The organism is Pseudomonas sp. (assembly GCF_035277045.1).
GTDB lineage: Bacteria > Pseudomonadota > Gammaproteobacteria > Pseudomonadales > Pseudomonadaceae > Aquipseudomonas.
Window position 1 is genome coordinate 234,946 of the sequence record NZ_DATELE010000276.1, and the last position, 25,545, is coordinate 260,490.

A 25,545-nucleotide genomic window follows, 5' to 3' on the forward strand; every position below is an offset into this window, starting at 1 on the left:
GCCTGTGTCGAGCAACACAGCGCCGGTACTCGTCTCAGGACAATGGAGCGTCGTAGATGAGCAACAAGAACAACGATGAGCTGCAGCGCCAGGCCTCGGAGAATACCCTGGGCCTGAACCCGGTCATCGGCATCCGTCGCAAGGATCTGCTGACCTCGGCGCGCACCGTGCTGCGCCAGGCGATCCGCCAGCCGCTGCACAGCGCCAAGCATGTGGCGCATTTTGGTCTGGAACTGAAAAACGTCCTGCTGGGCAAGTCGGGCCTGGCGCCGGAGAGCGATGACCGGCGCTTCAACGATCCGGCCTGGAGCCAGAACCCGCTGTACCGCCGCTACCTGCAGACCTACCTTGCCTGGCGCAAGGAACTGCACGACTGGATCGGCAGCAGCAACCTGTCGGAACAGGACATCAATCGCGGGCACTTCGTCATCAACCTGATGACCGAGGCGATGGCGCCGACCAACACCGCGGCCAACCCCGCAGCGGTCAAGCGCTTCTTCGAGACCGGCGGCAAGAGCCTGCTCGACGGCCTGGCCAACCTTGCCAAGGACGTGGTCAACAACGGCGGCATGCCCAGCCAGGTCAACATGGACGCCTTCGAGGTCGGCAAGAACCTGGGCACCAGCGAAGGCGCCGTGGTGTACCGCAACGATGTGCTCGAGCTGATCCAGTACCGGCCGATCACCGAGCAGGTGTACCAACGCCCGCTGCTGGTGGTGCCGCCGCAGATCAACAAGTTCTACGTCTTCGACCTGAGCCCGGACAAGAGCCTGGCGCGCCACTGCCTTCGCTCCAACCAGCAGACCTTCATCATCAGCTGGCGCAACCCGACCAAGGCGCAGCGCGAGTGGGGCCTGTCGACCTACATCGACGCGCTCAAGGAAGCCGTCGATGCCGTGCTGTCGATCACCGGCAGCAAGGACCTGAACATGCTCGGCGCCTGCTCGGGCGGCATCACCTGCACCGCCCTGGTGGGGCACTACGCCGCCCTCGGCGAAACCAAGGTCAATGCGCTGACCTTGCTGGTCAGCGTGCTCGACACCACGGTCGACACCCAGGTCGCGCTGTTTGTCGACGAGCAGACCCTGGAGACAGCCAAGCGCCATTCCTACCAGGCCGGCGTGCTCGAAGGCAGCGAGATGGCCAAGGTGTTCGCCTGGATGCGGCCCAACGACCTGATCTGGAACTACTGGGTCAACAACTACCTGCTTGGCAACGAGCCGCCGGTGTTCGACATCCTGTTCTGGAACAACGACACCACGCGCCTGCCGGCCGCCTTCCACGGCGACCTGATCGAGATGTTCAAGAACAATCCGCTGACCCGCTCCAATGCCCTCGAAGTCAGCGGCACCTCCATCGACCTGAAGAACGTGACCTGTGACATCTACAGCGTCGCCGGCACCGCCGACCACATCACGCCGTGGCAATCGTGCTACCGATCGGCGCACCTGTTCGGTGGCAAGGTCGAGTTCGTGCTGTCCAACAGCGGGCACATCCAGAGCATCCTCAATCCCCCCGGCAACCCGAAGGGCCGCTACATGACGGGCACCGAGCAACCCGCCGACCCGCTGGCCTGGCAGGAAAACGCCATCAAGCACACCGACTCCTGGTGGCTGCACTGGCATGCCTGGCTGGGCGAGCGGGCCGGCGAGATGAAGAAAGCTCCGACTCGCCTGGGCAATCGTGCCTATGCGGCCGGCGAGGCTGCACCAGGAACTTACGTTCACGAGCGTTGAGTGTCACGCCGTGGCGGCCTGCCTCCACGGCGACTTATCCACCACAGGGTTTTGCGCATGCCGCATCCGTACATTCTCAGGACCGTCGAGCTGGATGGCCAGTCCATCCGCACCGCCGTCCGGCCCGGCAAGCCGCATCTGACGCCTCTGCTGATCTTCAATGGCATCGGCGCCAACCTGGAGCTGGTCTACCCGTTCATCGAAGCCCTCGACCCGGACCTTGAAGTGATCGCCTTCGACGTCCCTGGTGTCGGTGGTTCTTCCACCCCCAGGCAACCCTACCGGTTTCCGGGCCTGGCCAAGCTGACCGCACGCATGCTCGACTACCTCGACTATGGCCAGGTGAATGCGATCGGCGTTTCCTGGGGTGGCGCGCTGGCCCAGCAGTTCGCCTTCGACTACCCCGAGCGCTGCCGCAAGCTGGTGCTCGCCGCGACCGCGGCCGGGGCGTTCATGGTACCGGGCAAGCCCAGGGTGCTGTGGATGATGGCCAGCCCCCGGCGCTACGTGCAGCCCTCACATGTCATTCGCATCGCCCCGGAGATCTACGGCGGCGGCTTTCGACGCGATCCGGATCTGGCCCTGTCGCACGCGGCCAAGGTGCGTTCGGGCGGCAAGCTGGGCTACTACTGGCAGCTGTTCGCCGGGCTGGGCTGGACCAGCATCCACTGGCTGCACAAGATCAACCAGCCGACCCTGGTGCTGGCCGGCGACGACGACCCGCTGATCCCGCTGATCAACATGCGCCTGCTGGCTTGGCGAATTCCCAATGCCCAGCTACACATAATCGACGACGGCCACCTGTTTCTGATTACCCGGGCCGAGGCCGTCGCTCCGATCATCATGAAGTTCCTCCAGCAAGAGCGCCAACGCGCGGTCATGCACCCGCGGCCAGCCACGGGTGGCTGATGCCAGAGTGATCCGATCGTGGAGAGGGCCAGACGAGGGAGTGTTGCCTGATGAACGATAGACCGGTGAAAGGGGCACGCGCCGCCCCGGACATGACCATGAACGTGCAGAACGCGATCACCGGGCTGCGCGGCCGCGACCTGATCTCGACCCTGCGCCAGGTCGGCCGCCACGGGATGCTCAACCCCTTGCACACGGCGCGGCACATGCTCGCGCTCGGTGGCCAGCTGGGCCGCGTGATGCTCGGCGACACGCCCTACCAGCCGCACGCGCGTGACAACCGCTTCCAGGACCCGACCTGGAGCCAGAACCCGTTCTACCGGCGCGGCCTGCAGGCGTACCTGGCCTGGCAGAAGCAGAGCCGCCTGTGGATCGAGGAAAGCCAGCTGTCGCCAGACGACCGGGCCCGCGCGCAGTTCGTGGTCAACCTGCTCAATGACGCGCTGGCACCGAGCAATTCACTGCTCAATCCGCTGGCGGTCAAGGAGCTGCTCAACACCGGCGGGATGAGCCTGGTGCGTGGCGTGGGTCATCTGCTCGACGACCTGCGGCACAACGATGGCTTGCCACGCCAGGTCGATCCGCAGGCGTTCACGGTGGGTGAGACCCTGGCCTCGACGCCGGGCGCCGTGGTGTTTCGCAACGACCTGCTGGAGCTGATCCAGTACCGGCCGATGAGCGAGCGCCAGCACGCCCGGCCACTGATCGTGGTACCGCCGCAAATCAACAAGTACTACATCTTCGACCTCCGGCCGACCAACAGCTATGTCCAGTACATGCTCAAGAACGGTCTGCAGGTGTTCATGGTCAGCTGGCGCAACCCCGAGCCGCGTCACCGCGAGTGGGGCCTGTCGAGCTACGTGCAGGCACTGGAGGAAGCCCTCAATGCCTGCCGCAGCATCACCGGCAGCCGTGACCCCAACCTGCTGGGCGCATGCGCCGGGGGCCTGACCATGGCGGCGCTGCAAGGGCACCTGCAGGCCAAGCACCAGCTGCGCAGGGTACGCAGCGCGACCTACCTGGTGAGCCTGCTCGACAGCCAGTTCGAAAGCCCCGCCAGCCTGTTCGCCGACGAGCAGACGGTCGAGGCGGCCAAGCGCCGCTCGTACCAGCGCGGCGTTCTCGACGGCGGCGAGGTTGCGCGGATCTTCGCCTGGATGCGCCCCAACGACCTGATCTGGAACTACTGGGTCAACAACTACCTGCTCGGCAAGACGCCGCCTGCCTTCGACATCCTCTACTGGAACGCCGACCACACGCGCCTGCCTGCCGCCCTGCATGGCGACCTGCTGGACTTCTTCAAGCACAACCCGCTCACCCATCCGACCGGCCTCGAGGTCTGCGGCACACCCATTGACCTCCAGCGGGTCGACCTGGACACCTTTACCGTGGCCGGCAGCAATGACCACATCACCCCGTGGGACGCGGTCTACCGCTCGGCCCTGCTGCTCGGTGGCAACCGGCGCTTCGTGCTGGCCAACAGCGGGCACATCCAGAGCATCATCAACCCGCCCGGCAACCCCAAGGCGTATTACCTGGACAACCCGCGCCTGTCCAGCGACCCGCGCGCCTGGTTCCATGATGCCAAGCGCACCGACGGCAGCTGGTGGCCGCTGTGGCTGGAATGGATCACCCAGCGTTCTGGCGCCTTGAAGGAGGTTCGCAGCGAACTGGGCAACAAGGCGTACCCGCCGATGGACGCCGCGCCCGGCACCTACGTGCTGGTCCGCTGAAGGCATGGCCCGGATAAAGACCCGCGACCGCATCCTCGATTGCGCGCTGCAGCTGTTCAACGAGCAGGGCGAGCCGAATGTGTCGACCCTGGAGATCGCCAACGAGCTGGGGATCAGTCCTGGCAACCTGTACTACCACTTCCATGGCAAGGAGCCGGTGGTGCTGGGTCTGTTCGAGCGTTTCGAGGAAGCGCTGCTACCGCTGCTCGATCCGCCCCTGGACGTGCGCCTGGATGCCGAGGACTACTGGCTGTTCCTGCACCTGATCGTCGAGCGCATGTCACAGTACCGGTTCTTGTTCCAGGACCTGTCGAACCTCACCGGACGCTTGCCCAAGCTGGCCCGTGGCGTGCGCAACCTGATCAATGCCGTCAAGCGCACCCTGGCCGCGCTGCTCGCCAGCCTCAAGGCGCAGGGGCAGGTGCAGAGCGATACCCAGGCGTTGGGCCAGCTGGTCGAACAGATCACACTGACCTTGCTGTTCTCGCTGGATTACCAGCGCGTGCTGGCGCGCCAGGGCGACGTGGGGGTGGTGGTCTACCAGGTGATGATGCTGGTGGCGCCGCATCTGCACCAGCCGTCACGCCAGGCGGCGGAAGAGATGGCAGTCAGGTATCTCGAGGGATAAGGCGGGTACAGCACTGGTTCCGGGGCCGCTTCGCGCGCCAATCGCGCAGTCCGGCACCGCGGCAAGCCAGCTCCTGCAGGGGTCGTGCAGGAGAGGCTTGCCGCAATCGGCTCGGGGGAATATCAAGCCTGGCTGGCTTGACCCGCCGACTCCGACGCCGGTGCACTGGACGATGCACTGTTCGAGCCCGAATTGCCCGACGAGGCCGCGCTCGAAGCGGGGGCTTCGGACTTGGCCGGGGCCTTTTTCACCGCAGGCTTGCGCGGTGCCGCAGGCTTTTTGGCCGCCGCAGGTTTTGCGGCAGCGGTCTTCGCGGCCGCCTTGGTGGTCGCGGACTTGGCCGCGGACACTGCTTTTTCCGCAGGTTTGGTCACGGCCTTGGCCAGTGGCTTGGCGGTGCTGCGGGTGGCGGTGGCCTTGCTGGCCGCGACGGACCTGGACGATACCGGCTTGACCGAGGCGCCAGTCAGCCGCTCGATCTGCTTGGTGAGGGTATCGACCTGCTGGTGCAGGGCTTTGATCTCGTTGCGGCTAGGCACGCCCAGACGCGAGATCGCACTGTTCAGACGCTTGTCGAAGGCCTCCTCGAGCTCGCCCCACTTGCCCAGCGCCCGCTCCTTGACCTCACTGACGCGCGAGGTGCCCGCACGGGCAGTGTCCTTGGCGGACTCGGCGGCATTCTTGGCCTGCTTTTCCGCCTTCTCGCCGTCCTTCACCAGGGAGTCGAACAGCTTGCTGCCGTCCTCATCGATCTTGGAGTAGATGCCAAGGCCAGCCAGCCAGATCTTGCGGGAGTACTTTTCGATCCCGCCGACCCAGGAGCTACCTTCCTTCTCGGTGTTCTTCTTGCCAGCCATCCTGCTCTCCTTATTGTTTGCGAGCCACGCGTTCAAGCAACGCCGTCAGCTCTTCGAGCTTGATGGACAATGCCTCAACGTCATGTTTAGACGGAATACCGATGCGGTTCAAGGCTCTGCCGACGCGCGCATCGAATGCTCTCTCGATCTTGTCGAGGCGAACCTCGAAGCGGCTGCGGACCACCTTGAGCTCACGCTCGGCCTCGTCGAGCTGGCTGTTGGCGGCGTCGAGACCTTGGTCGACGACCTCCTCGAGACGCTCCTCGCCACGCTTTTCAACGACCTCGCCAGCCTTGACCAGCTCCTTGAAATACTCCGAGCTTTCCTCGCCGACGCGGGTGTAGGCACCCAGGCCCGCGAGCCAGATCCTGCGCGCGTAGCCGCGCACCTCACCCAGGGCACCGGCCTGGGCGGCATCGACTTTCTTCTTTAGGGTCACTCTGGCCATGCTCTACACCTCACGCTCATAGGGAATGTCGGGCTGAGCATCAAGGTAGGACGAAAAATTAGAATGCACACCCTAAGAGCAGCGTGCAGCGTGAACGGTCAGGCCAGCGCCTTGTCGAGCGCGCGCTCGATGCCGCTCTGGATGCTGCCGCTCATCATCGACAGCATCATCCCCAGCTTGAGCTCGACGCGGATGCTGTCGTCACCGATCAGCACGCTGCCCTTGGCGCCGCTGCGCGAGACGTCGACGCGGTCGCCCTGCCACTCGGCCTTGAGGTCGTATTCGCGCGAGAGCTTCTCGACCAGCGACTCGGCCTTGGCGCGCGCGGCCTCGCGGCCGAGGTTGTGTTTACGTTCCACGCTGATCTGGGTCATGGGGGCAATCCTGGAATCAAAGACAATGCGCACATTATGCCCGCGCCCGCCCGGCGACACACCCCGCCAAGACAAATCCGCCCGTTCACCGCTAGAATGGCGGTAATTTTTTCCCGGTGAAGCGAAATGAACGATCAGCGCAAAGGCGACCAGGCCGAACCCACCACCCATTTCGGCTACAAGAACGTTCGTGAAAGCGAAAAGGCGGCAAAAGTCGCCGAGGTCTTCCACTCGGTGGCCGCCAAGTACGACCTGATGAACGATGTCCTCTCCGGCGGCATGCACCGGCTGTGGAAGCGCTTCACCATCGAGCTTTCCGGTGTGCGCAGCGGCAACCGGGTGCTGGACATCGCAGGTGGCACGGGTGACCTGGCGGCCAAGTTCTCGCGCCTGGTGGGCCCGACCGGCCAGGTGGTGCTGGCCGACATCAATGATTCGATGCTCAAGGTCGGCCGCGACCGCCTGCTCGACCGCGGCGTGGCGGGCAATATCGAGTTCGTCCAGGCCGACGCCGAAAAGCTGCCCTTCCCGGACAACCACTTCGACTGCGTGACCATTGCCTTCGGCCTGCGCAACGTCACCCACAAGGAAGACGCCCTGCGCTCGATGCTGCGCGTGCTCAAGCCAGGCGGGCGCCTGCTGGTGCTGGAGTTCTCCAAGCCGACCAACACCTTCATGTCCAAGGCCTACGACGCCTACTCGTTCGCCTTCATGCCCCTGGCCGGCAAGCTGATCACCAACGACTCGGAAAGCTACCGTTACCTGGCCGAGTCGATCCGCATGCACCCCGACCAGGAAACCCTCAAGGCCATGATGGTCCAGGCCGGCTTCGACCGCGTCACCTACCACAACATGACCAGCGGCATCGTCGCGCTGCACCGGGGAATCAAGCCCTGATGCTGCTTGCCGGCCTTCTCGCAAGCGTCGAACACGGGCTCAACCGTGTGCTGCGCATGGACAGCACGGCACTGCCGCGCCTGGCCGCGCTGGAGGGCAAGGTGATTGCCATCGACTGCCGCCAGCCGTCGCTCTCGGTGTTCATCCTGCCCGATGAAGAAGGCCTGATGCTCGCCGCCCACTGGGAAGGCGAAGTCGATTGCACCTTGCGCGCGCCAGCGGGCAGCCTGGTGCGACTGGCGTTCGCCGGCGACAAGAATGCCGTGCTGCACAGCCCGCAGGTCGAACTGCATGGCGACAGCGCGGTGCTGCTGGACCTGTTCGGCATCCTCCAGGACCTGGAACTGGACTGGGAATACGAGCTGTCGCGCTGGCTGGGCCCGGTGCCCACCGCCCTGCTCGCCGGCCACCTGCGCCTGCGTGCGCGCTGGACCCGCGAAGGCCTGGCGCGTTTCAGCGTCAACCTGTCCGAATACCTTGCCGAAGAAGCCCGCACCCTGGTCGGCCAGCGCGAGGCCGAAGCGGCCTTTCGCGAGCTCGACTCGCTGAAACTCGACATTGAACGCCTCGAGGCGCGCGTCCAGCGCCTTGCCCGATCCCGATCCCTTGATACCAGCGATAACGCATGAAGCTGCTCGCCGTCCGCCGTCTGTTGCGCATCCAGCGCGTCGTGATTCGCTACCGTCTCGATGACCTGCTGTTCGATCTGCCCCTGCCCTGGTGGCTGAGGAGCCTGCGCCTGGTCATGCCGTGGCGCTGGCTGCCGCGCAAGCCCTCCGCGCTCAACCGCGGCGCCCGCTTGCGCCTGGCCCTGCAAGACCTGGGGCCGATCTTCATCAAGTTCGGCCAGCTCCTCTCGACCCGCCGCGACCTGCTGCCCACCGACATCGCCGATGAGCTGATGCTGCTGCAGGACCGGGTGCCGCCGTTCGACCCGAAAAAAGCCGTGGCGCTGATCGAGGAGCAGCTCGGCGCGACCGTCGGCGAGGTATTCAGCCGCTTCGACGTCGAGCCCTTGGCATCGGCCTCCGTGGCGCAGGTGCATGGCGCCCGCCTCAAGACCGGCGAAGAGGTGGTGGTCAAGGTGGTGCGTCCCGGCCTGAAGCCGGTGATCGCCCAGGACCTGGCCTGGCTGTTCCTGATCGCCAAGGGCGCCGAGCGGGTTTCGGCCGATGCTCGCCTGCTGCACCCGGTCGAGGTGGTGAAGGATTACGAGAAGACTATCTTCGACGAGCTCGACCTGCTGCGCGAGGCGGCCAACTCCAGCCAGCTGCGGCGCAACTTCGAAGGCTCGGACATGCTCTACGTGCCCCAGGTGTACTGGGACCTGTGCCGGCCCAAGGTGCTGGTGATGGAGCGCATCTACGGCGTGCCGGTGACCGACCTGGCCGCGCTGGCCGACCAGCGCACCGACATGAAGATGCTCGCCGAGCGTGGGGTGGAGCTGTTCTTCACCCAGGTGTTCCGCGACAGCTTCTTCCATGCCGACATGCACCCGGGCAACATCTTCGTCAGCACCGTCCGTCCCTGGAGCCCGCGGTACATCGCCATCGACTGCGGTATCGTCGGCAGCCTCACCCCCGAGGACCAGGACTACCTGGCGCGCAACCTGTTCGCCTTCTTCAAGCGCGACTACCGGCGCGTCGCCCAGCTGCACATCGACTCAGGCTGGGTGCCGGCACAGACCAAGCTCAACGAATTCGAGGCGGCCATCCGCACGGTGTGCGAGCCGATCTTCGAGAAGCCGCTCAAGGACATTTCCTTCGGCCAGGTGCTGATGCGCCTGTTCCAGACGGCACGGCGCTTCAACATGGAGGTCCAGCCGCAGCTGGTGCTGCTGCAGAAGACCCTGCTCAACATCGAGGGCCTGGGCCGCCAGCTGTATCCGGACCTCGACCTGTGGAGCACCGCGCAGCCGTTCCTCGAGCGCTGGATGCGCGAGCGCATGAGCCCGCGCACGGTGCTGGGCAACCTGCACAGCCAGGTCGAGCAACTGCCGCACCTGGCCGGCATGACCCGCGATCTGCTCGAACGCCTCTCGCAGCCCCACCTGAACGATCCCGAGATGCCGCGGCGCCGGGACCACGACGGCTGGGCCCTGCGCCTGCTGGGCGGCAGCCTGCTGGCGGGTGGCGCGACACTGGCCACCGCCGCCGCCAGCCTCAGCGCGCCGGCTGCCTGGCCTGCGTGGTTGATGCTCGCGGCAGGGCTTTACCTGATCGTGCGCCGATAGCCAGCCGCGCGGCTGGCTGGCACACTAGCGCAAGGGCCCGGCAGACCAGGGCCCGAGTTTGGAGTCGACAATGAAAGACTGGCTGGACGAGATCAAGTGGAACAGCGATGGCCTGGTACCGGCCATCGCCCAGGACCACAAGACCGGGCGCGTACTGATGATGGCCTGGATGAACCGCGAATCCCTGGCCCTGACGGCCGCCGAGCAACGCGCCATCTACTGGTCGCGCTCGCGAGGCAAGCTGTGGCGCAAGGGCGAGGAATCGGGCCATGTGCAGAAGCTGCACGAAATGCGCCTGGACTGCGATGCCGACGTGATCATCCTGATGGTCGAGCAACTGGGTCATATCGCCTGCCATACCGGCCGCGAAAGCTGCTTCTACCGTGTATACGAAAACGGCCAGTGGCACACCGTCGACCCGGTCCTCAAGGACCCGGATGCCATCTACAGCGCAGGACACTGACATGACCGACACACTCACCCGCCTCGCCGAAGTGCTCGAAGGCCGCAAGAACGCGGCGCCCGATACTTCCTACGTGGCCAGCCTGTACCACAAGGGCCTGAACAAGATTCTCGAAAAGCTTGGCGAGGAATCGGTCGAGACCATCATCGCCGCCAAGGATGCCGCCCACAGTGGCGACTGCAGCGACGTCATCTACGAGACCGCCGACCTCTGGTTCCATAGCCTGGTCATGCTCAGCGCGCTGGGCCAGCATCCACAAGCCGTGCTCGATGAGCTCGAGCGCCGCTTCGGCCTCTCCGGCCACGACGAAAAAGCCGCACGCCAGCCATCGGCGTGACGGTTCAGACATAGAGGAAAGCATCATGGGTATTTTTGACTGGAAACACTGGATCGTCCTGCTGGTCGTCGTCGTCCTGGTCTTCGGCACCAAGAAACTGAAAAACCTCGGTGGTGACCTGGGCGAATCGATCAAGGGCTTTCGCAAGGCCATGAGCGACGAGGAGGCCAAGCCTGCCGAGCCGACCACGCCGCCGGCCCAGCCCGTGCCGCCTGTGCATGCCCAGCCCCAGGCCCAGAACACCGCGCCGCTGAACCAGCCGCACACCATCGACGGCCAGGCGACGCCGGTCCAAGACCCGCTCCGGAAGGACTGATCCATGTTCGGGATCAGCTTCAGCGAGCTGTTGCTCGTCGGCCTGGTCGCCCTGCTGGTGCTCGGTCCCGAGCGCCTGCCGGGCGCCGCACGGACCGCAGGCCTGTGGGTCGGCCGGCTCAAGCGCAGCTTCAACAGCATCAAGACCGAAATCGAGCGTGAAATCGGCGCCGATGACATCCGTCGCCAGCTGCACAACGAGCACATCCTGTCCATGGAACAGGAAGCGCGGCGCATCCTGGATCCTCAGGCCACGCCAGCCAACCCAGCCAATCCGGCGCCGACAACGCCTGCTGCGGTTGAAACCACCAGCAGCACGCCGGCAGCCTCGCCTGCCGTTGCCCCCGAGCCGCCACAACCGCCAAGAGCCCCATGAGCGAAATCCCGGAACACGACCAGCCGATGCCGCTGGTCTCGCACCTGACCGAGCTGCGCACCCGCCTGTTGCGCTGCGTGGCCGCCATCTTCCTGATCTTCATCGGGCTCTTTGCCTTCGCGCAGCAGATCTACACCCTGGTGTCCCAGCCACTGCGCGAGCACCTGCCGGCCAATGCGACGATGATCGCCACCGATGTGGCCTCGCCGTTCCTGACGCCGTTCAAGCTGACCATGATCGTCTCGCTGTTCCTGGCCATGCCGGTCATCCTGCAGCAGATCTGGGGCTTCATCGCACCTGGACTGTACCGTCACGAAAAGCGCATCGCGATTCCGCTGCTGGTCTCCAGCATCATCCTGTTCTACGCAGGCATGGCGTTCGCGTATTTCCTGGTGTTTCCGCTGATCTTCGGCTTCTTCGCCAGCGCGACGCCCGAGGGTGTTTCGATGATGACGGACATCGCCAGCTACCTGGACTTCGTCATGACGCTGTTCTTCGCCTTTGGCGTGGCGTTCGAGATCCCGGTGGCGGTGGTGCTGCTGGTGTGGATCGGCGTGGTCGATGTGAAGTACCTGAAGAAGATCCGTCCCTACGTGATCATCGGCTGCTTCGTGGTCGGCATGGTCCTGACCCCGCCCGACATTTTCTCGCAGACCCTGCTGGCCGTGCCCATGTGGCTGCTGTTCGAGATCGGCGTGCTGTTCGGCGGCCTGATCCGCAAGCGCAGCGAGTCACATGACAGCGCTGACCACGACGACCAGCCGCCCGCGACCCAACCGTGAACCTGCTGCTGCTAGAGGAGGCCGATTTCATCGCGGCCGACCGTGTGGTGCTGGCCGACCGCCGCTTTACCCACATGCAGGAGATCCATCGCGTGGCGGTGGGTGACAGCCTGCGGGTCGGGCGCCTGGGTGGCTTGATGGGCAAGGCGACGGTGATCCGCCTGGAGGGCCATGAGGCCGAGCTCGAGGTGGCCTTCGACCAGCCGCCGCCTGCCAAGCTGCCCCTGACCCTGGTCCTGGCCCTGCCGCGTCCGAAGATGCTGCGCCGGGTGTTCCAGACCATCGCGACCCTGGGCGTGCCGCGCCTGATACTGGTCAACAGCTATCGGGTCGAGAAAAGCTTCTGGCAGACGCCTTTCCTCACCCCGGAGGCCATTCGCGAGCAACTGGTGCTGGGCCTGGAGCAAGGGCGCGACACGATACTGCCTGAGGTCGTCATCGAGAAGCGCTTCAAGCCATTTGTCGAAGACCGCCTGCCTGCCATCGCCGAAGGCACGCTTGGCCTGGTCGGCCATCCTGGCCCCTTCCCCGCCTGCCCTCGCGCGGTGGATGAGCCGGTCACCCTGGCGATCGGGCCTGAGGGTGGCTGGATTGCGTATGAAGTCGACCTGCTGGCCAAGGCAGGGCTTGCCCCCGTGCAGCTCGGCGATCGCATCCTGCGGGTCGAGACTGCGGTGACCGCGCTGCTGTCACGGATCTTCTAGGACGATCGGCGCTTGTGGCAGCTGGCTCGCCAGTTGCCACAGGTGTCAGCAGTGCATCGGCCAACCTCGATCAGAGCACCTGGCGCAGGAACGCCTGGGCACGGGGATCCTTTGGCGCGGCGAAAAACGCCTTTGGCGAGGCGTCCTCGAGCAGCTTGCCATGATCGAAGAACAGCACCCGGTCGGCCACTTCGCGGGCGAAGCCCATTTCGTGAGTCACGCAGACCATGGTCATGCCTTCCTGGGCCAGGGTCTTCATCACGTCCAGCACCTCGCCGACCATCTCCGGGTCGAGCGCCGAGGTTGGCTCATCGAACAACATGACCTTGGGGTCCATCGCCAGCGCCCGGGCGATGGCCACGCGCTGCTGCTGACCGCCTGAGAGGCGCGAGGGATATTCGTTGGCCTTCTGGCTGATGCCGACCTTCTCCAGCAGCGCACGGGCCTTGGCCTCGCGCTCGGCCTTGCCGCGCTTGCGCACCACTTTCTGCGCCAGGCACAGGTTTTCCAGCACGGTCATGTGCGGGAACAGGTTGAAGTGCTGGAACACCATGCCGACTTCACGGCGGTAGGCGTTGATGTCGGTTTTCGGGTCATCGAGCTGCAGGCCGTCTATGGAGACATGCCCCGCATCGAAATGCTCCAGGCCGTTGAGGCAGCGCAGGAAGGTCGACTTGCCCGAGCCCGACGGGCCCAGTACCACCACCACCTCGGCCCTGGCCACGCGCGTGGTGACGTTGTCGACCGCGCGCACGACCTGGCCGCGGGTATCAAAGACTTTCAGCAGGTCACGGACTTCAATCACTTTGCGCAAGCCTCCGCTCGAGCCGGCTGGCGATGTGCGACAGCGGCAGGTTGATCAGCAGGTACAGGCCTGCCACGCAGAACCAGATCTCGAACGTCGAGAACGAGGTGGTGATGGCCTCGCGGCCGCTCTTGGTGAGTTCGGTGATGGCGATCACCGACACCAGCGAGGTGTCCTTGACCAGGCTGATGAACTGGCCCGCCAACGGCGGCAGCACGCGCTTGAACGCCTGCGGCAGGATCACGTGTCGCATCGACTGGCTGCTGTTGAGTCCCAGCGAACGGGCCGCCTCGCCCTGCCCCTTGGCGATCGACTGCACCCCCGCGCGCACGATCTCGGCGACATAGGCGCCGGTGAACAGCGCCAGCGCCGCGACGCCCGCGAACTCGCGGGACAGGTTCAGCACGGTGCCGATGAAGAAGTAGAAAATGAATATCTGCACCAGCAGCGGCGTGCCGCGCACCAGCTCGACATAGACCGTCGAGAGGTCACGCACCGTCGGGTTGTTCGACAGCCGGCACAGCCCGGCGCACAGGCCGATCACCAGGCCAAAGGCACCCGACACCACCGACAGCCACAACGTGGTCCACAGCCCCCAGGCCAGCGGCCCCGCGGCCCAATGCCGGGTCACGCCCACCACATCGCCTTCGGCGACATCGTCGCCCTTGCTCATCTGCAGGCTGTTCTGCGCGACCTCGAGCACCTGCTCGGCGCCGTCTTCGTCACGCAGGGTGACGCGAGCCATGTCGCCTTGGCCGACGATGTCCTGCACCGTGCCGTAGCCGGCGGCGCGCTGGGCTTCCTCGGCCTGATAGGCGAAGTATTGTGGAACGCGGTTCCAGCGCCACTCGTAGGAGATCATCGAGGTGGCGAAGTACAGGCTCAGCGCCAGGCCCACCAGGACCAGGGCCGTCAGCCCATGCCAGGGCCACTGGGCTTTCTTGTGTTTGATCACGTCGGGTAGTTCCGTAAATGCGAACGCGCAGGGTTGGCCTGCGCGTCGGGGTCAAAGCCTAGGCGTGGGCCTGAAGCCTTTATTCCATTTCCTTCAGCCAGTCGGTGCTCTTGAACCACTTGTCGTGGATTCGATCGTAGGTACCGTCGTGCTTGATCTGGTGCAGGAAGTTGTTGATGTAGTTGATGCTGTCGTAGTCGCCCTTCTTCAGGCCGAACGCCAGCGGCTCGTAGGTGAACGGCTCATCCAGGTAAAGCAGCTTGCCAGCGCCGGCCTTGTTCACCGCGACCACGTTGTAGGGGGCATCGTAGACGAAGGCGTCGGCCTTGCCGTTGACCACGTCCATGACCGCTTCCTGCTCGTTGTCGTAGCCGTGGTACTTGGCTTTGCTGATCAGCTTCTTGGCGACCATCTCGCCGGTGGTGCCCAGCTTGGAGGTGATGCGGTACTTGTCGCTGTTCAGGTCCTTGTACGACTTGATCTCGCCTGCCAGCTCCTTGCGGATCAGCAGGGTCTGGCCGACCACGATGAACGGTTCGCTGAAGTTCAGGCGCAGGTTGCGTTCCTGGGTCAGGGTCATGCCGCTGCCGATGAAGTCGAACTTGTCGGTCAGCAGGGCGGGAATGATCCCGTCATAGGCGGTGGAGACGGTCTCGAGCTTGACGCCCATGGACTTGGCCATGGCCTTGAGGATATCGACCTCGAAGCCAATAATCTCGCCACGCTTGTTGGTCATCTCGAACGGCATGTAGGTCGGGTCCATGCCCACCCGCAGCGTGCCGCGCTTGACTGCGTCATCGATGGCGCCCGCCTGGGCGGCGCTCACCGCGACCAGCGCGGTGGCAGCGACCAGCAGTCGCGACAGGTATTTCTTCATCATCACCAGATCCCCTAACAAGAAAGAATGCGCGTTTTATTGTTGGCAGCGAACGGCCGGACGGCCGATGTGAAATATCGGAGGGGATGCTAACGCATGCGGGGGCTGGGACCTAGCCGGAGGACGCAGAAAAACCTGTGGAACAGGTGCCCGGCTTCAAATCCTGTGGGAGCGGGCTTGTCCCGCGATCGGGCCCGCAGGGGCCGCGAAAGCTGCGAGTGCGGTGGCGCAATGCACCGCGGGTGCAGTCTTTACGGCCGCTGCGCGCCCGATCGCGGGACAAGCTGAACTGGCCTAATGGCCCGCTCCCACAGGCAGTTGCTCCGCTGTGGGGCGGGTGTGGGAGGGATGTCAGGCGCCGACCAAGGCTGGCTGTGCCTGACCCTCCGGGTGCAGCGGCAACAGCGGCGAGTGCGGGTCGTTGTTGATCGAACTGCGCCACACATCGAGCCAGTCGGTTTTCTGCTCTGCCCAGACCCGCTCATGCAAGCGCGCCAGGGCAACCGGGTCGCTCAGCAAGGCCAGGCGGGTGGCCCCGTTGAGTCCCTGTGGGCCGGCTTCCAGCGCCTTGGCCACATGCTCGGCACGCATTTTCTCGATCGGCTCGGCCAGCCCATGACGGGCCGTCGCCATGGCGCACGCCAAGGCGTTCTGGCGAGGGTCGACCACCGCACGGACAAACCCGTCGTTGAGCGCATGCCAGCGGTTTTCATGGGTGTACTGGTCGGTTGCCAGCAACTCATGCGGTGTCGCATATTCCTCGGGAATCAGGAACAGCTTCTCGTCCTTGGCACGCAGACCCAGCTTGGTCCGGCTGGAAATCACCGAAACCGGGATCGACAGCATCAGCGAGCCCACGATCGGCACCAGCCACCACAGGAAGCTCGGGTTCAGCCAGGCGACCAGCAGGGTCCAGGCAACACCCAGCAAGGTCTGCGGCCCATGACGGCGCACGGCCTCGCCCCAAGGCGTGGAGTCGTCGTCACGCTGTGGCGAATTCCAGGTCGCGGCCCAGCCCAGGAAGGCCGCCAGCACGAAGCGGGTGTGGAAGATCATGCGCACCGGTGCCAACAGCATGGAGAACAGCATCTCCATCAGCATCGACAGGGTGACCTTGATCCGCCCACCGAACTCCTTGGCGCCCTTGGCCCAGATCAGGATGATGCTGAGCAGCTTGGGCAGGAACAGCAGCACGATGGTGGTGGAGAACAGCGCGATGGCCTTCTCCGGGTGCCACTGCGGCCACAACGGGTACAGCTGGAACGGCTCGAGGAAGTACTGCGGCTCCATCAGCGTGTTGGTCGCCAGCAGCGCGGTCGACAGCACCAGGAAGAAGAACCACAGCGGCGCCGACAGGTACGACATCACGCCGGTCAGGAACACCGCGCGGTGCACAGGGTGCATGCCCTTGACCAGGAACAGGCGGAAGTTCATCAGGTTGCCGTGGCACCAGCGCCGGTCGCGCTTGAGCTCATCAAGCAGGTTGGGCGGCAGCTCTTCGTAGCTGCCCGGCAGGTCGTAGGCGATCCACACGCCCCAGCCGGCACGGCGCATCAGCGCGGCTTCGACGAAGTCGTGGGACAGGATCGCACCGGCGAAGGCACCCTTGCCAGGCAATGGCGCCAGGGCGCAGTGCTCGATGAAAGGCTTCATGCGGATGATCGCGTTGTGGCCCCAGTAGTGCGATTCGCCCAGCTGCCAGAAGTGCAGGCCGGCGGTGAACAGCGGGCCGTACACGCGGGTGGCGAACTGCTGCATGCGCGCATACAGGGTGTCCATGCCCGACGCCCTTGGGGCGGTCTGGACGATACCTGCGTCCGGGTTCGCCTCCATCAGGCGCACCAGGCTGGTCAGGCACTCGCCGCTCATCACGCTGTCGGCATCGAGGACCACCATGTAGCGGTACTCGCCGCCCCAGCGGCGGCAGAAGTCGTCGAGGTTGCCGCTCTTGCGCTTGACCCGGCGGCGCCGGCGGCGATAGAAGATGCGCCCGAAGCCCTTGGCCTCACGGTAGACTTCAAGCCACGCCTGCTGCTCGGCCACGGCAATGTCGGTGTCGTTGGTGTCGCTGAGCACGAAGAAATCGAAGCGGTCCAGGTCGCCCGTGGCGGCCACCGACTCGAACGTGGCGCGCAGTCCGGCGAACACGCGGGGCACGTCCTCGTTGCAGATCGGCATCACGATGGCCGTGCGAGCGCCAGGCTCGATCGGCTCGTTGCCCGCGCTGCTGCCCGAGATCCGGTATTTGTCACGCCCGGTGAGCAGCTCCAGGAAGCCCATCAGCGCGGTCCAGAAACCTGCCGACACCCAGCAGAACAGAATGCCGAACAGGATCAGGATGCTGGTCTGCAACGCATACGGCCAGACCTGGACAATGGTGTCCAGCACCGGCTGGCTGGTGATCTCGTTGAGGTCGACGAAGGACCAGCCCTGGTACGGCAGGATACCTTTCATGTACCAGCCGGCCACGACCGTCTGGCCCAGCATCAGGGCCAGCAGGATGTACCTGCGCAGCGACCCGACCCAGCGCCAGCGTGCCGTCGGCAGCTCGCGCTTGGGCGGCTGCGCGGGGTTGCTGCGCCCGGTCATGCGGCGCCAGGCGCGAATCAGGATGTTGGTGCGCCACGGCTCGGGAATCACCCGTGTGCGCTGAATCGGCGGGGCGATCTTCAGGCACAGGCGCCCGCGACCGTCCACGCCAAGCATTTCGGCGTCTTCGAGCTCGCTCGCGCTGCCCAGGGTAAGGCGGCTGCCCACCGAGGCCTGGACGGCGTCGGCGGGGCTGGCCGCATCCTGGGCCGAGAGACGTTGGTGCAGCTCGCTGAACGAGGTGCAGCTCGCGAGCTCCGCGCGCTGCTCATCGCTCAGTGGGAGGTGGGCCAGGTACTCGACGAGCGACTCTGGCCGTGGACTTGAATTACTCATCGGCAGGCAACTGGTAGCTCCAGGTTTCGGTCAGCACCTGTTCGGTGGTGGCCGGGGCCCCGGTGGTGGAGGCCGCATCGGCGGCGGGTTGCTCGGCAGCCTTGGACGCCTTGGCGTCAGCCTTGACATGCTTGGCCGCAGGCTTGTCCTGAACAACTGGCTTGGCGGGCTCGACCGGCACGTCACGCACCAGCGCGGCGCGCATCTCGACCGACTTGGCCGGGTCCTTGAGCTTCATCCGCAGGGTCAGGCGCCAGCCCTTGGTCTCAGGGTTGTAGCGCAGGTTGTTCTCGACCAGCTCGGCATTGTCATCCAGGCTGACCTGGCTGCGCACGGCGGTGTCTTCGGGCAGTTTGGCCAGCGCAGGGCCTTCGAAGTCGACCAGGAAGGCCACGCTGCCGTCAGGCTGGCGAATCAGGTTGGACTGCTTGACGTCGCCGGTGGAGCGCATGGTGCGGTTGACCCAGCCCAGGTCCGGCGAGTGGAACTGCGACTCGTCGATGGTCCAGTGCAGGCGGTAGTCGAAGTCGACCGGCTGGCCAGGCTCTGGCAGTTTCTCGGGGCTCCAGAAGGCAACGATGTTGTCGTTGGTCTCGTCGGCGGTCGGGATCTCGACCAGGTCGACGGTGCCTTTGCCCCAGTCGCCACGTGGCTCGATCCAGGCGCTCGGGCGCTTCTGGTAGTTGTCATCCAGGTCTTCGTAGTGGCTGAACTCGCGCTGGCGCTGCAGCAGGCCGAAACCACGCGGGTTCTCGACGCTGAAGTTGCTCACGGCCAGGTGCTTGGGATTGTTCAGCGGACGCCACAGCCACTCGCCATTGGCCGCGTGGATCGACAGGCCTTCGGAGTCATGCAGGGCCGGGCGGTAGTTGAGCACCTTGGACGGCTGGTTGCTGCCGAACAGGAACATGCTGGTCAGCGGCGCGATACCCAGGCGGCTGACGTGGTCACGCAGGAACACCCGCGACTTGACGTCGACAATGGTGTCGCTGCCCGGACGCAGGGTCAGCTTGTAGGCGCCGGTGGAGCGCGGCGAGTCAAGCAGGGCGTAGATCACCAGGTGCTTGTCGGCAGGCTTCGGACGCTCGACCCAGAACTCGGTGAACCGCGGGAATTCTTCGCCAGACGGCAGCGCGGTGTCGATGGCCAGGCCACGTGCCGACAGGCCATACACGTGGCCTTTGCCGACCACGCGGAAATAGCTGGCCCCCAGCAGGGTCATGATCTCGTCCTGCTTGTCGGCCTTGTTGATCGGGTAGAGCACCCGGAACCCGGCATAGCCCAGGTTTTCGGTGGTCTTGGCGTCGTGCGGAACGTCACCGAAGTCGAAGCGGCTCGGGTCGTACTTGATTTCCTCGACCGTGGTGGCGGTGACTTCGTTGATCTTCACCGGCGTGTCGAAGTGCATGCCCTGGTGATAGAAAGAGAGCTTGAAGGGCGTCTTCTCGCCAGCCCACTCGGCCTTTTCCTGAAGGAAACGGATTTTCTGATAGTCGGCATACTTCATGTCGCGGAACACGGCAGGCAGATTGCTCTTCGGCGCCTCGAACTTCTGGCCGGCGAGATCCTTTGCCTTGGCGGCAACATCATCAAGATTGAATGCCCACAGCTGGCCCGCGCTCAACAGGCCGACCAGGGTGGCGCTTGCCAACAGGGCCTTGCGCAGCCGTTTGCCGGGAATTCTTGGTGCGTTATGGGGACTTACAATCACGAGCAACCCTCGCCGAAAACAGATCAAAGAACCAACGGCCAGCGACAAATGCCGGGTTGGCGAGCACTGTTCGGACCCCGTTTGGGCGCAATGATTCCCCAAAGGGTTCCGGACGGTACTCAAGTCAGGGTGAAACGAACCTACGGGCGCCCGTTCACGCAGCGCGGGATTATCCAGCAGGCCGCGTGACAGCGCATCAGGCAGTCATAACTATTTATCCTAGAAAATCAGTCTTTTCATGCTTTAGGGAGGGGATTTTCCCCTCAGATTTGTAACATGAATGTTACAGGGCCATCATTGACCAGATGGACCTGCATGTCGGCCCCGAACCTGCCGCTGGCCACCGGGGTGTGCAGCGCTTCGGCACGGCCCAGCAGATAGTCGAACAGTTCGGCCCCCAGCGCCGGCGGCGCGGCGGTCGAGAAGCCTGGGCGCATGCCACTGCGGGTGTCGGCGGCCAGGGTGAACTGCGACACCAGCAGCAGGCCGCCGCCGGTGTCCTTGAGCGACAGGTTCATCTTGCCGTCGGCATCGCTGAACACCCGGTAGTTGAGCAGCTTGTGCAACAGCTTGTCGGCGTGCTCGCGGGTGTCGCCCGGCTCGACCGCGACCAGCACCAGCAGGCCTTGGTCGATGGCACCGACGATTTCGCCGTCCACTTCCACGCGCGCGCCGCGCACACGTTGCAACAGCCCCTTCATGCTTCTTCCAGGGGAAGGTCGAGCAGGCGACGGGCCATCTGGTCGGCAGCGCGCACCAAGGCATCGGTGATACCCGGTTCGGAGGCCGCATGGCCGGCATCCCGGATCACCTTCAGCTCACTGTTCGGCCACGCCTGGTGTAGCTCCCAGGCGTTGTCCAGCGGGCAGATCACATCGTAGCGCCCGTGCACGATAACCGCCGGCAGGTGGGCGATCTTCGGCATGTCGCGGATCAGCTGGTCGGGTTGCAGGAACGCGTTGTTGACGAAGTAGTGGCACTCGATACGCGCGATCGACAAGGCCCGCTGTGGCTCGGAGAAGCGGTCGACCACCAGCGGATTGGGGCGCAGCGTCGCGGTACGGCCCTCCCAGGTCGACCAGGCCTTGGCGGCGTGCATCTGCGCGATCTGGTCATTGCCGGTGAGACGCTTGTGGAAAGCCTTGAGCATGTCACCACGCTCCTCAGGCGGAATGGGGGCGATGTAGTCCTGCCAGTAGTCCGGGAACAGGCGGCTCGCCCCGGCCTGGTAGAACCACTCGATCTCCTGCGGGCGGCACAGGAAGATGCCACGCAGGATCAGTCCGTGGACCCGCTCGGGGTGCGTCTGCGCGTACGCCAGCGCCAGGGTAGAACCCCAGGAGCCGCCGAACAGCACCCACTTGTCTATTCCCAGGTGCTTGCGGATGCGCTCCAGGTCTTCGACCAGGTGCCAGGTGGTGTTGTTCTCGAGGCTGGCGTGGGGGGTCGAGCGCCCGCAGCCGCGCTGGTCGAAGGTGATGATGCGATAGATGTTGGGGTCGAAGTAACAGCGGCTTTGCGCGTCGCAACCGGCGCCCGGGCCACCATGGATGAACACCACCGGCAGACCCTCGGGCGAGCCGCTTTCGTCTACATACAACACATGCGGCGCTTCCACGGCCAGATCGTGCCGGGCGTAGGGTTTGATCTGCGGGTACAAGGTCTGCATTGCGCACTCCGTGTGGGGATTTATTCTGCCGTTCGCGTTCGGCATCATAAACCTGAATCGCGCTCAGATCATGTACCTGTGCGAGGTGTGTTGTCTGCACCGGCCCCTTCGCTGGCAAGCCAGCTCCCACAAGTGCTGCGCCGCTCTCAAAGGCGCCGGTGAACCTGTGCAGGCACCCAATCAATCAGGCCAAGCGCTGGCGCCCCCACTCCACCATAGCTTCAAGCAACCGCTCCAGCACCTGCTGCGTCCCCCGCGCCAGATCTTCCCGGTAACCGAACGGCTCGGCTTCCTCCATGTAGGTACGCTGCGCCAGCTCCAGCTGCACCGCATGCACCTGCTTCTGCGGATCGCCGTAATGGCGGGTGATATGCCCACCCTTGAAGCGGCCGTTGAGCACATGGCTGTAGTCACTTGCTTCGGCGCAGACCGCGAGCAGCCGTTCGGCCAGTTCAGGAGCGCAACTGGCTCCGTTGAACGTTCCGAAGTTGAAGTCCGGCAGCGCACCGTCGAACAGGCGGGGAACGTGCGAGCGAATTGAATGAGCATCCCACAGCAGCGCGTAGCCGAAGACTTCGCGCAGGCGCGCCAGCTCACGCTGGATCGCCTCGTGGTAAGGCCGCCAGATCAGCTCCAGACAGCCTGCCCGCTCCTCGGCTGCAGGCGCCATCCCGTCTGCGAACAGCGGCTGGCCGTCGAACAGCGTCGCGGGGTAGAGGCCTGTGGTCGCGCCGGCATACAGCGGCTGGTCATCCTCGGGGCGGTTCAGGTCGATGACGAAGCGCGAGTACTCCCCCGCCACCACGCTGGCGCCCAGCTCACGGGCGAAGCTGTACAGCCGCGGGATATGCCAGTCGGTGTCAGGCAGGCCGCGCGCTGACGCCACCAGTCCTCGCGCCACCGCCGGGGTCAGCCGCAAGCCGGCATGAGGGATGCTGACCAGCAGCGGCAGACGACCTTGATGGAAACTCAGGGCACTGTCCATCAGGCTTCGCTCCATTCATCGCCACCGCGAATCACGCGCCTGGGCAGCTCGCCGCCCAGCCAGTAGGCAAGCTCGGCCGGCCGCTCGATGCGCCAGGCCACGAAGTCGGCGACCTTGCCAGGTTCCAGCGAGCCATGGCTGGCACCAAGCCCCAGTGCCATGGCGGCATGCAACGTGACACCGGCCAGGGCTTCCTCGGGGGTCAGGCGGAACAAGGTGCACCCCAGGTTGAGCATCAGGCGCAAGGACAATCCCGGCGAAGTGCCAGGGTTGAGGTCACTGGCCAGGGCGATCTTCACACCATGCCTTCGCAGGATATCCAGCGGCGGCAGCCGGGTTTCGCGCAAGCAATGGAACGCGCCCGGCAGCAGCACGGCGACGGTGCCGGCTTCGGCCATGGCGATGGCGTCCTCTTCGGTCATGAACTCCAGGTGATCGGCCGACAGCGCCTGGTACCGCGCCGCCAGGCTCGAACCGTGCAACGGCGAGAGCTGTTCGGCGTGCAGCTTGACCGGCAGGCCCAGCTCGCGCGCCGTGATGAACACCCGCTCGACCTGTTCGGGAGAAAACGCCAGGTGTTCGCAGAAAGCATCCACCGCATCCATCAGCCCTTCATTGGCCAGGGCCGGGAGCATCTGTTCGCAGACGTGGGCGATGTAGTCGTCAGCCCTTCCGGCATATTCCGCAGGCAGTGCATGGGCGGCGAGACAGGTGCTGCGCACGGTCAGCGGCAGCGCCTCGCCGAGGCGACGGATGACCCGCAGCATCTTGCGTTCGCTGGCAAGGTCCAGGCCGTAGCCGGACTTGATCTCAAGCGTGGTGACACCATCGCGCATCAGCGCCTGCACCCGCTGCAGGGCGCTGGCGAACAGCTGGTCTTCGCTGGCCGCGCGCGTCGCCCGCACGGTACTGGCGATACCGCCGCCCCGGGCGGCGATCTCGGCATAGCTCGCGCCCTGCAGGCGCTGCTCGAATTCACCGCTGCGGTTGCCGCCGAACACCGCATGGGTATGGCAGTCGATCAGCCCGGGCGTGACCCACGCGCCCTCGAGGTCGACGCGCTGGTCGATACCCGTCTGCGGCAGGTCGCACAGGGGGCCGATCCAGTCGATGAGCCCGCCGCGGGTAACGATCGCCGCGTCCTCGATGATCGAGTAACCGCCGTGGGCCAGGGTTGCGGCATGGCAATGGTGCCAGAGGGTTTTCATGTGTCTCTCCCGCGATAGGGCCACAGCGCGATTCACAGGCTGGGCAGCACGCCCACCGGCAACAACCCGGTCAGCCGCCCCTCGGCCAGCAACCGCACCGCCACCTCGATGTCCGGCGCGAAGAACCGGTCTTTGTCGTAATGCGTCACCTCGTGGCGCAGGATCTGCCGCGCGCGCTCCAGCTTGACCGAGGTCTTGAGGCCTTCGCGCAAGTCCAGCCCCTGGCAGGCGCCGAGCCACTCGATGGCCAGCACGCCGCGGGTATTCTCGGCCATCTCCCACAAGCGCTTGCCCGCCGCCGGCGCCATGGACACGTGGTCTTCCTGGTTGGCCGAGGTGGGCAGGCTGTCGACGCTGTGCGGATGGGACAGCGCCTTGTTCTCGCTGGCCAGCGCGGCGGCCGTGACCTGGGCGATCATGAAGCCTGAGTTGACACCGCCGTTCTCCACCAGGAACGGCGGCAGTTGCGACATGTGCTTGTCCATCATCAGCGAGATGCGCCGCTCGCTCAGCGCGCCGATCTCCGCAATGGCCAGGGCCATGTTGTCAGAAGCCATGGCCACGGGCTCCGCGTGGAAGTTGCCGCCCGAGACGACGTCGCCTTCCTGGGTGAACACCAGCGGGTTGTCCGACACCGCGTTGGCCTCGACCGCCAGCACCTCGGCGGCCTGGCGCAGCTGGGTCAGGCATGCGCCCATGACTTGCGGCTGGCAGCGCAGGGAGTAAGGGTCCTGGACCTTGCCGCAGTGCTCGTGGGAGGCCGAGACCTCGCTTGCAGCGCTCAGCAGGTCGCGGTAGCAGGCAGCGGCATCGATCTGCCCACGCTGACCGCGGGCGGCATGGATACGCGCGTCGAACGGTGCGCGCGAGCCCAGTACCGCCTCGACGGTCAGGCCGCCACAGGCGATGGCCGCCGCGAACAGGTCCTCGGCCTCGAACAGGCCGCGCAAGGCGTAACCGGTTGAGGCCTGGGTGCCGTTGAGCAAGGCCAGGCCCTCCTTGGCGGCCAGGGTCAGCGGCTCAAGGCCCGCGACGGCGAGCGCCTCTGCGGCGGGCAACCACTGGCCCTGGTAGCGCGCCTGGCTTTCACCGAGCAGCACCAGCGACAGGTGCGCTAGCGGCGCCAGGTCGCCGGACGCCCCAACCGAGCCTTTGAGCGGAATGTGCGGATAGACCTCTGCGTTGACCAGCGCGATGAGCGCATCGATGACCTTGCGGCGGATGCCCGAGAAACCACGGCTTAGGCTGTTGATCTTCAGCACCATGATCAGCCGGACCATGGCATCGTCCAGCGGCGCGCCGATGCCGGCAGCGTGGGACAGCACCAGCGAGCGCTGCAGGTTCTCGAGGTCGTGGCTGGCGATCCGCGTCGAGGCCAGGAGCCCGAAGCCGGTGTTGATGCCATAGGTGGTGCGGTCTTCGGCAACGATGCGCTCGACACACGCGACGCTGGCGTCGATCGGCGCATCGGCGCAGGCGTCGAGCCTGAGGCGCACAGGCTGCTGGTAGAGCGCGCGTAGCTGGGCGAGCGTCAGGGTGCCGGGTTTGAGTGTCAGTTCGATCACTTCAGTACTCCATGCGCGTGGGCCCACGGGCCCCTTCTTGTTGTTCAGTATCG

Annotated in this window: 26 protein-coding genes; 13 read left to right on the forward strand and 13 right to left on the reverse strand. The window is 65.2% G+C overall.

What is annotated here, in order from left to right; all coding sequences use genetic code 11:
* Positions 1-56: 56 nt before the first annotated feature.
* The 4 genes from phaC (VJS90_RS17110) to VJS90_RS17125 are packed head-to-tail and all read left to right on the forward strand — an operon-like array spanning position 57 to position 5,006.
* Positions 57-1,736: a class II poly(R)-hydroxyalkanoic acid synthase gene (gene phaC, locus VJS90_RS17110; RefSeq protein ID WP_324122830.1), complete on the forward strand. Its 1,680-nt coding sequence runs from the start codon at positions 57-59 to the stop codon at positions 1,734-1,736.
* Between the two features lie 57 nt (positions 1,737-1,793).
* Complete coding sequence (gene phaZ, locus VJS90_RS17115; RefSeq protein ID WP_324122831.1) at positions 1,794-2,645, forward strand: poly(3-hydroxyalkanoate) depolymerase; 852 nt, start codon at positions 1,794-1,796, stop codon at positions 2,643-2,645.
* Between the two features lie 50 nt (positions 2,646-2,695).
* Positions 2,696-4,378, forward strand: coding sequence for a class II poly(R)-hydroxyalkanoic acid synthase (phaC, locus tag VJS90_RS17120; protein WP_324122832.1), 1,683 nt, complete (start codon positions 2,696-2,698; stop codon positions 4,376-4,378).
* A gap of 13 nt (positions 4,379-4,391) precedes the next feature.
* The gene (locus VJS90_RS17125; RefSeq protein WP_324123239.1) at positions 4,392-5,006 is read left to right on the forward strand and encodes a TetR/AcrR family transcriptional regulator; all 615 of its coding nucleotides are present in this window, start codon (positions 4,392-4,394) and stop codon (positions 5,004-5,006) included.
* A 122-nt stretch (positions 5,007-5,128) separates the two neighbouring features.
* Here VJS90_RS17125 and VJS90_RS17130 read toward each other — a convergent pair whose 3' ends face one another.
* The 3 genes from VJS90_RS17130 to VJS90_RS17140 all read right to left on the reverse strand — a co-directional run bounded on the left by VJS90_RS17130 (position 5,129) and on the right by VJS90_RS17140 (position 6,685).
* The gene (locus VJS90_RS17130) at positions 5,129-5,863 is read right to left on the reverse strand and encodes a phasin family protein (RefSeq protein ID WP_324122833.1); all 735 of its coding nucleotides are present in this window, start codon (positions 5,861-5,863) and stop codon (positions 5,129-5,131) included.
* 10 nt (positions 5,864-5,873) lie between these two features.
* Positions 5,874-6,311 carry a phasin family protein gene (locus tag VJS90_RS17135; protein WP_324122834.1) on the reverse strand — a complete coding sequence of 146 codons (438 nt, stop codon included), beginning with the start codon at positions 6,309-6,311 and terminating at the stop codon, positions 5,874-5,876.
* 98 nt (positions 6,312-6,409) lie between these two features.
* Complete coding sequence (locus VJS90_RS17140) at positions 6,410-6,685, reverse strand: polyhydroxyalkanoic acid system family protein (protein ID WP_324122835.1); 276 nt, start codon at positions 6,683-6,685, stop codon at positions 6,410-6,412.
* A gap of 126 nt (positions 6,686-6,811) precedes the next feature.
* Here VJS90_RS17140 and ubiE point away from each other — a divergent pair, with 126 nt between their 5' ends.
* The 9 genes from ubiE (at position 6,812) to VJS90_RS17185 (ending at position 12,792) form a co-directional block, all read left to right on the forward strand.
* A complete protein-coding gene (gene ubiE / locus VJS90_RS17145; protein WP_324122836.1) occupies positions 6,812-7,582 on the forward strand; it encodes a bifunctional demethylmenaquinone methyltransferase/2-methoxy-6-polyprenyl-1,4-benzoquinol methylase UbiE in 771 nt (256 codons plus the stop codon).
* The gene (locus tag VJS90_RS17150; protein ID WP_324122837.1) at positions 7,582-8,211 is read left to right on the forward strand and encodes a ubiquinone biosynthesis accessory factor UbiJ; all 630 of its coding nucleotides are present in this window, start codon (positions 7,582-7,584) and stop codon (positions 8,209-8,211) included. Before ubiE ends, VJS90_RS17150 begins: the two co-directional genes overlap by 1 nt.
* Complete coding sequence (gene ubiB, locus VJS90_RS17155; protein ID WP_324122838.1) at positions 8,208-9,815, forward strand: ubiquinone biosynthesis regulatory protein kinase UbiB; 1,608 nt, start codon at positions 8,208-8,210, stop codon at positions 9,813-9,815. Before VJS90_RS17150 ends, ubiB begins: the two co-directional genes overlap by 4 nt.
* 70 nt (positions 9,816-9,885) lie before the next feature.
* Positions 9,886-10,278, forward strand: coding sequence for a phosphoribosyl-AMP cyclohydrolase (hisI, locus tag VJS90_RS17160; protein WP_324122839.1), 393 nt, complete (start codon positions 9,886-9,888; stop codon positions 10,276-10,278).
* Between the two features lies 1 nt (position 10,279).
* Positions 10,280-10,615 carry a phosphoribosyl-ATP diphosphatase gene (locus tag VJS90_RS17165; RefSeq protein ID WP_324122840.1) on the forward strand — a complete coding sequence of 112 codons (336 nt, stop codon included), beginning with the start codon at positions 10,280-10,282 and terminating at the stop codon, positions 10,613-10,615.
* Positions 10,616-10,640: 25 nt separating this feature from the next.
* A complete protein-coding gene (locus VJS90_RS17170; RefSeq protein ID WP_324122841.1) occupies positions 10,641-10,931 on the forward strand; it encodes a twin-arginine translocase TatA/TatE family subunit in 291 nt (96 codons plus the stop codon).
* 3 nt (positions 10,932-10,934) lie between these two features.
* Positions 10,935-11,306, forward strand: coding sequence for a Sec-independent protein translocase protein TatB (gene tatB, locus VJS90_RS17175; RefSeq protein WP_324122842.1), 372 nt, complete (start codon positions 10,935-10,937; stop codon positions 11,304-11,306).
* Positions 11,303-12,088, forward strand: a complete 786-nt coding sequence (gene tatC / locus VJS90_RS17180; RefSeq protein WP_324122843.1) for a twin-arginine translocase subunit TatC — start codon at positions 11,303-11,305, stop codon at positions 12,086-12,088. The genes tatB and tatC overlap by 4 nt, the downstream gene beginning before the upstream one ends.
* Positions 12,085-12,792 carry a 16S rRNA (uracil(1498)-N(3))-methyltransferase gene (locus VJS90_RS17185; RefSeq protein ID WP_324122844.1) on the forward strand — a complete coding sequence of 236 codons (708 nt, stop codon included), beginning with the start codon at positions 12,085-12,087 and terminating at the stop codon, positions 12,790-12,792. The genes tatC and VJS90_RS17185 overlap by 4 nt, the downstream gene beginning before the upstream one ends.
* A 70-nt stretch (positions 12,793-12,862) precedes the next feature.
* Here VJS90_RS17185 and VJS90_RS17190 read toward each other — a convergent pair whose 3' ends face one another.
* From VJS90_RS17190 to hutH, 10 genes are all read right to left on the reverse strand, one after another.
* On the reverse strand, positions 12,863-13,597 hold the full coding sequence (locus VJS90_RS17190; RefSeq protein WP_324123240.1) for an amino acid ABC transporter ATP-binding protein: 735 nt from the start codon (positions 13,595-13,597) through the stop codon (positions 12,863-12,865).
* On the reverse strand, positions 13,590-14,552 hold the full coding sequence (locus tag VJS90_RS17195; RefSeq protein ID WP_324122845.1) for an amino acid ABC transporter permease: 963 nt from the start codon (positions 14,550-14,552) through the stop codon (positions 13,590-13,592). The genes VJS90_RS17190 and VJS90_RS17195 overlap by 8 nt, the downstream gene beginning before the upstream one ends.
* A gap of 79 nt (positions 14,553-14,631) precedes the next feature.
* Entirely contained in the window at positions 14,632-15,429 is a 798-nt protein-coding gene (locus tag VJS90_RS17200) for a transporter substrate-binding domain-containing protein (protein ID WP_324123241.1), read from the reverse strand.
* A gap of 351 nt (positions 15,430-15,780) precedes the next feature.
* The gene (mdoH, locus tag VJS90_RS17205; RefSeq protein ID WP_324122846.1) at positions 15,781-18,354 is read right to left on the reverse strand and encodes a glucans biosynthesis glucosyltransferase MdoH; all 2,574 of its coding nucleotides are present in this window, start codon (positions 18,352-18,354) and stop codon (positions 15,781-15,783) included.
* Entirely contained in the window at positions 18,347-20,065 is a 1,719-nt protein-coding gene (locus VJS90_RS17210; protein WP_324122847.1) for a glucan biosynthesis protein G, read from the reverse strand. The genes mdoH and VJS90_RS17210 overlap by 8 nt, the downstream gene beginning before the upstream one ends.
* 263 nt (positions 20,066-20,328) lie before the next feature.
* Positions 20,329-20,766, reverse strand: a complete 438-nt coding sequence (dtd, locus tag VJS90_RS17215; RefSeq protein ID WP_324122848.1) for a D-aminoacyl-tRNA deacylase — start codon at positions 20,764-20,766, stop codon at positions 20,329-20,331.
* Positions 20,763-21,734 (reverse strand): prolyl aminopeptidase, encoded by a 972-nt coding sequence (pip, locus tag VJS90_RS17220; RefSeq protein ID WP_324122849.1) that lies wholly within the window; start codon positions 21,732-21,734, stop codon positions 20,763-20,765. The genes dtd and pip overlap by 4 nt, the downstream gene beginning before the upstream one ends.
* Before the next feature lie 184 nt (positions 21,735-21,918).
* The gene (gene hutG, locus VJS90_RS17225; protein ID WP_324122850.1) at positions 21,919-22,719 is read right to left on the reverse strand and encodes an N-formylglutamate deformylase; all 801 of its coding nucleotides are present in this window, start codon (positions 22,717-22,719) and stop codon (positions 21,919-21,921) included.
* Complete coding sequence (hutI, locus tag VJS90_RS17230; protein WP_324122851.1) at positions 22,719-23,927, reverse strand: imidazolonepropionase; 1,209 nt, start codon at positions 23,925-23,927, stop codon at positions 22,719-22,721. Before hutI ends, hutG begins: the two co-directional genes overlap by 1 nt.
* A 32-nt stretch (positions 23,928-23,959) precedes the next feature.
* Positions 23,960-25,489: a histidine ammonia-lyase gene (gene hutH / locus VJS90_RS17235; protein ID WP_324123242.1), complete on the reverse strand. Its 1,530-nt coding sequence runs from the start codon at positions 25,487-25,489 to the stop codon at positions 23,960-23,962.
* Positions 25,490-25,545 lie beyond the last annotated feature (56 nt).

Coding starts and splice junctions, on each gene's coding strand:
- tatB (WP_324122842.1), top strand. CDS start 10,935: ATGTTCGGGATCAGCTTCAGCGAGCTGTTGCTCGTCGGCCTGGTCGCC.
- VJS90_RS17150 (WP_324122837.1), top strand. CDS start 7,582: ATGCTGCTTGCCGGCCTTCTCGCAAGCGTCGAACACGGGCTCAACCGT.
- phaZ (WP_324122831.1), top strand. CDS start 1,794: ATGCCGCATCCGTACATTCTCAGGACCGTCGAGCTGGATGGCCAGTCC.
- dtd (WP_324122848.1), bottom strand. CDS start 20,766: ATGAAGGGGCTGTTGCAACGTGTGCGCGGCGCGCGCGTGGAAGTGGAC.
- tatC (WP_324122843.1), top strand. CDS start 11,303: ATGAGCGAAATCCCGGAACACGACCAGCCGATGCCGCTGGTCTCGCAC.
- VJS90_RS17170 (WP_324122841.1), top strand. CDS start 10,641: ATGGGTATTTTTGACTGGAAACACTGGATCGTCCTGCTGGTCGTCGTC.
- ubiE (WP_324122836.1), top strand. CDS start 6,812: ATGAACGATCAGCGCAAAGGCGACCAGGCCGAACCCACCACCCATTTC.
- pip (WP_324122849.1), bottom strand. CDS start 21,734: ATGCAGACCTTGTACCCGCAGATCAAACCCTACGCCCGGCACGATCTG.
- VJS90_RS17135 (WP_324122834.1), bottom strand. CDS start 6,311: ATGGCCAGAGTGACCCTAAAGAAGAAAGTCGATGCCGCCCAGGCCGGT.
- VJS90_RS17140 (WP_324122835.1), bottom strand. CDS start 6,685: ATGACCCAGATCAGCGTGGAACGTAAACACAACCTCGGCCGCGAGGCC.
- phaC (WP_324122830.1), top strand. CDS start 57: ATGAGCAACAAGAACAACGATGAGCTGCAGCGCCAGGCCTCGGAGAAT.
- VJS90_RS17165 (WP_324122840.1), top strand. CDS start 10,280: ATGACCGACACACTCACCCGCCTCGCCGAAGTGCTCGAAGGCCGCAAG.
- hisI (WP_324122839.1), top strand. CDS start 9,886: ATGAAAGACTGGCTGGACGAGATCAAGTGGAACAGCGATGGCCTGGTA.
- phaC (WP_324122832.1), top strand. CDS start 2,696: ATGAACGATAGACCGGTGAAAGGGGCACGCGCCGCCCCGGACATGACC.
- ubiB (WP_324122838.1), top strand. CDS start 8,208: ATGAAGCTGCTCGCCGTCCGCCGTCTGTTGCGCATCCAGCGCGTCGTG.
- hutG (WP_324122850.1), bottom strand. CDS start 22,719: ATGGACAGTGCCCTGAGTTTCCATCAAGGTCGTCTGCCGCTGCTGGTC.
- mdoH (WP_324122846.1), bottom strand. CDS start 18,354: ATGAGTAATTCAAGTCCACGGCCAGAGTCGCTCGTCGAGTACCTGGCC.
- hutI (WP_324122851.1), bottom strand. CDS start 23,927: ATGAAAACCCTCTGGCACCATTGCCATGCCGCAACCCTGGCCCACGGC.
- VJS90_RS17130 (WP_324122833.1), bottom strand. CDS start 5,863: ATGGCTGGCAAGAAGAACACCGAGAAGGAAGGTAGCTCCTGGGTCGGC.
- VJS90_RS17200 (WP_324123241.1), bottom strand. CDS start 15,429: ATGAAGAAATACCTGTCGCGACTGCTGGTCGCTGCCACCGCGCTGGTC.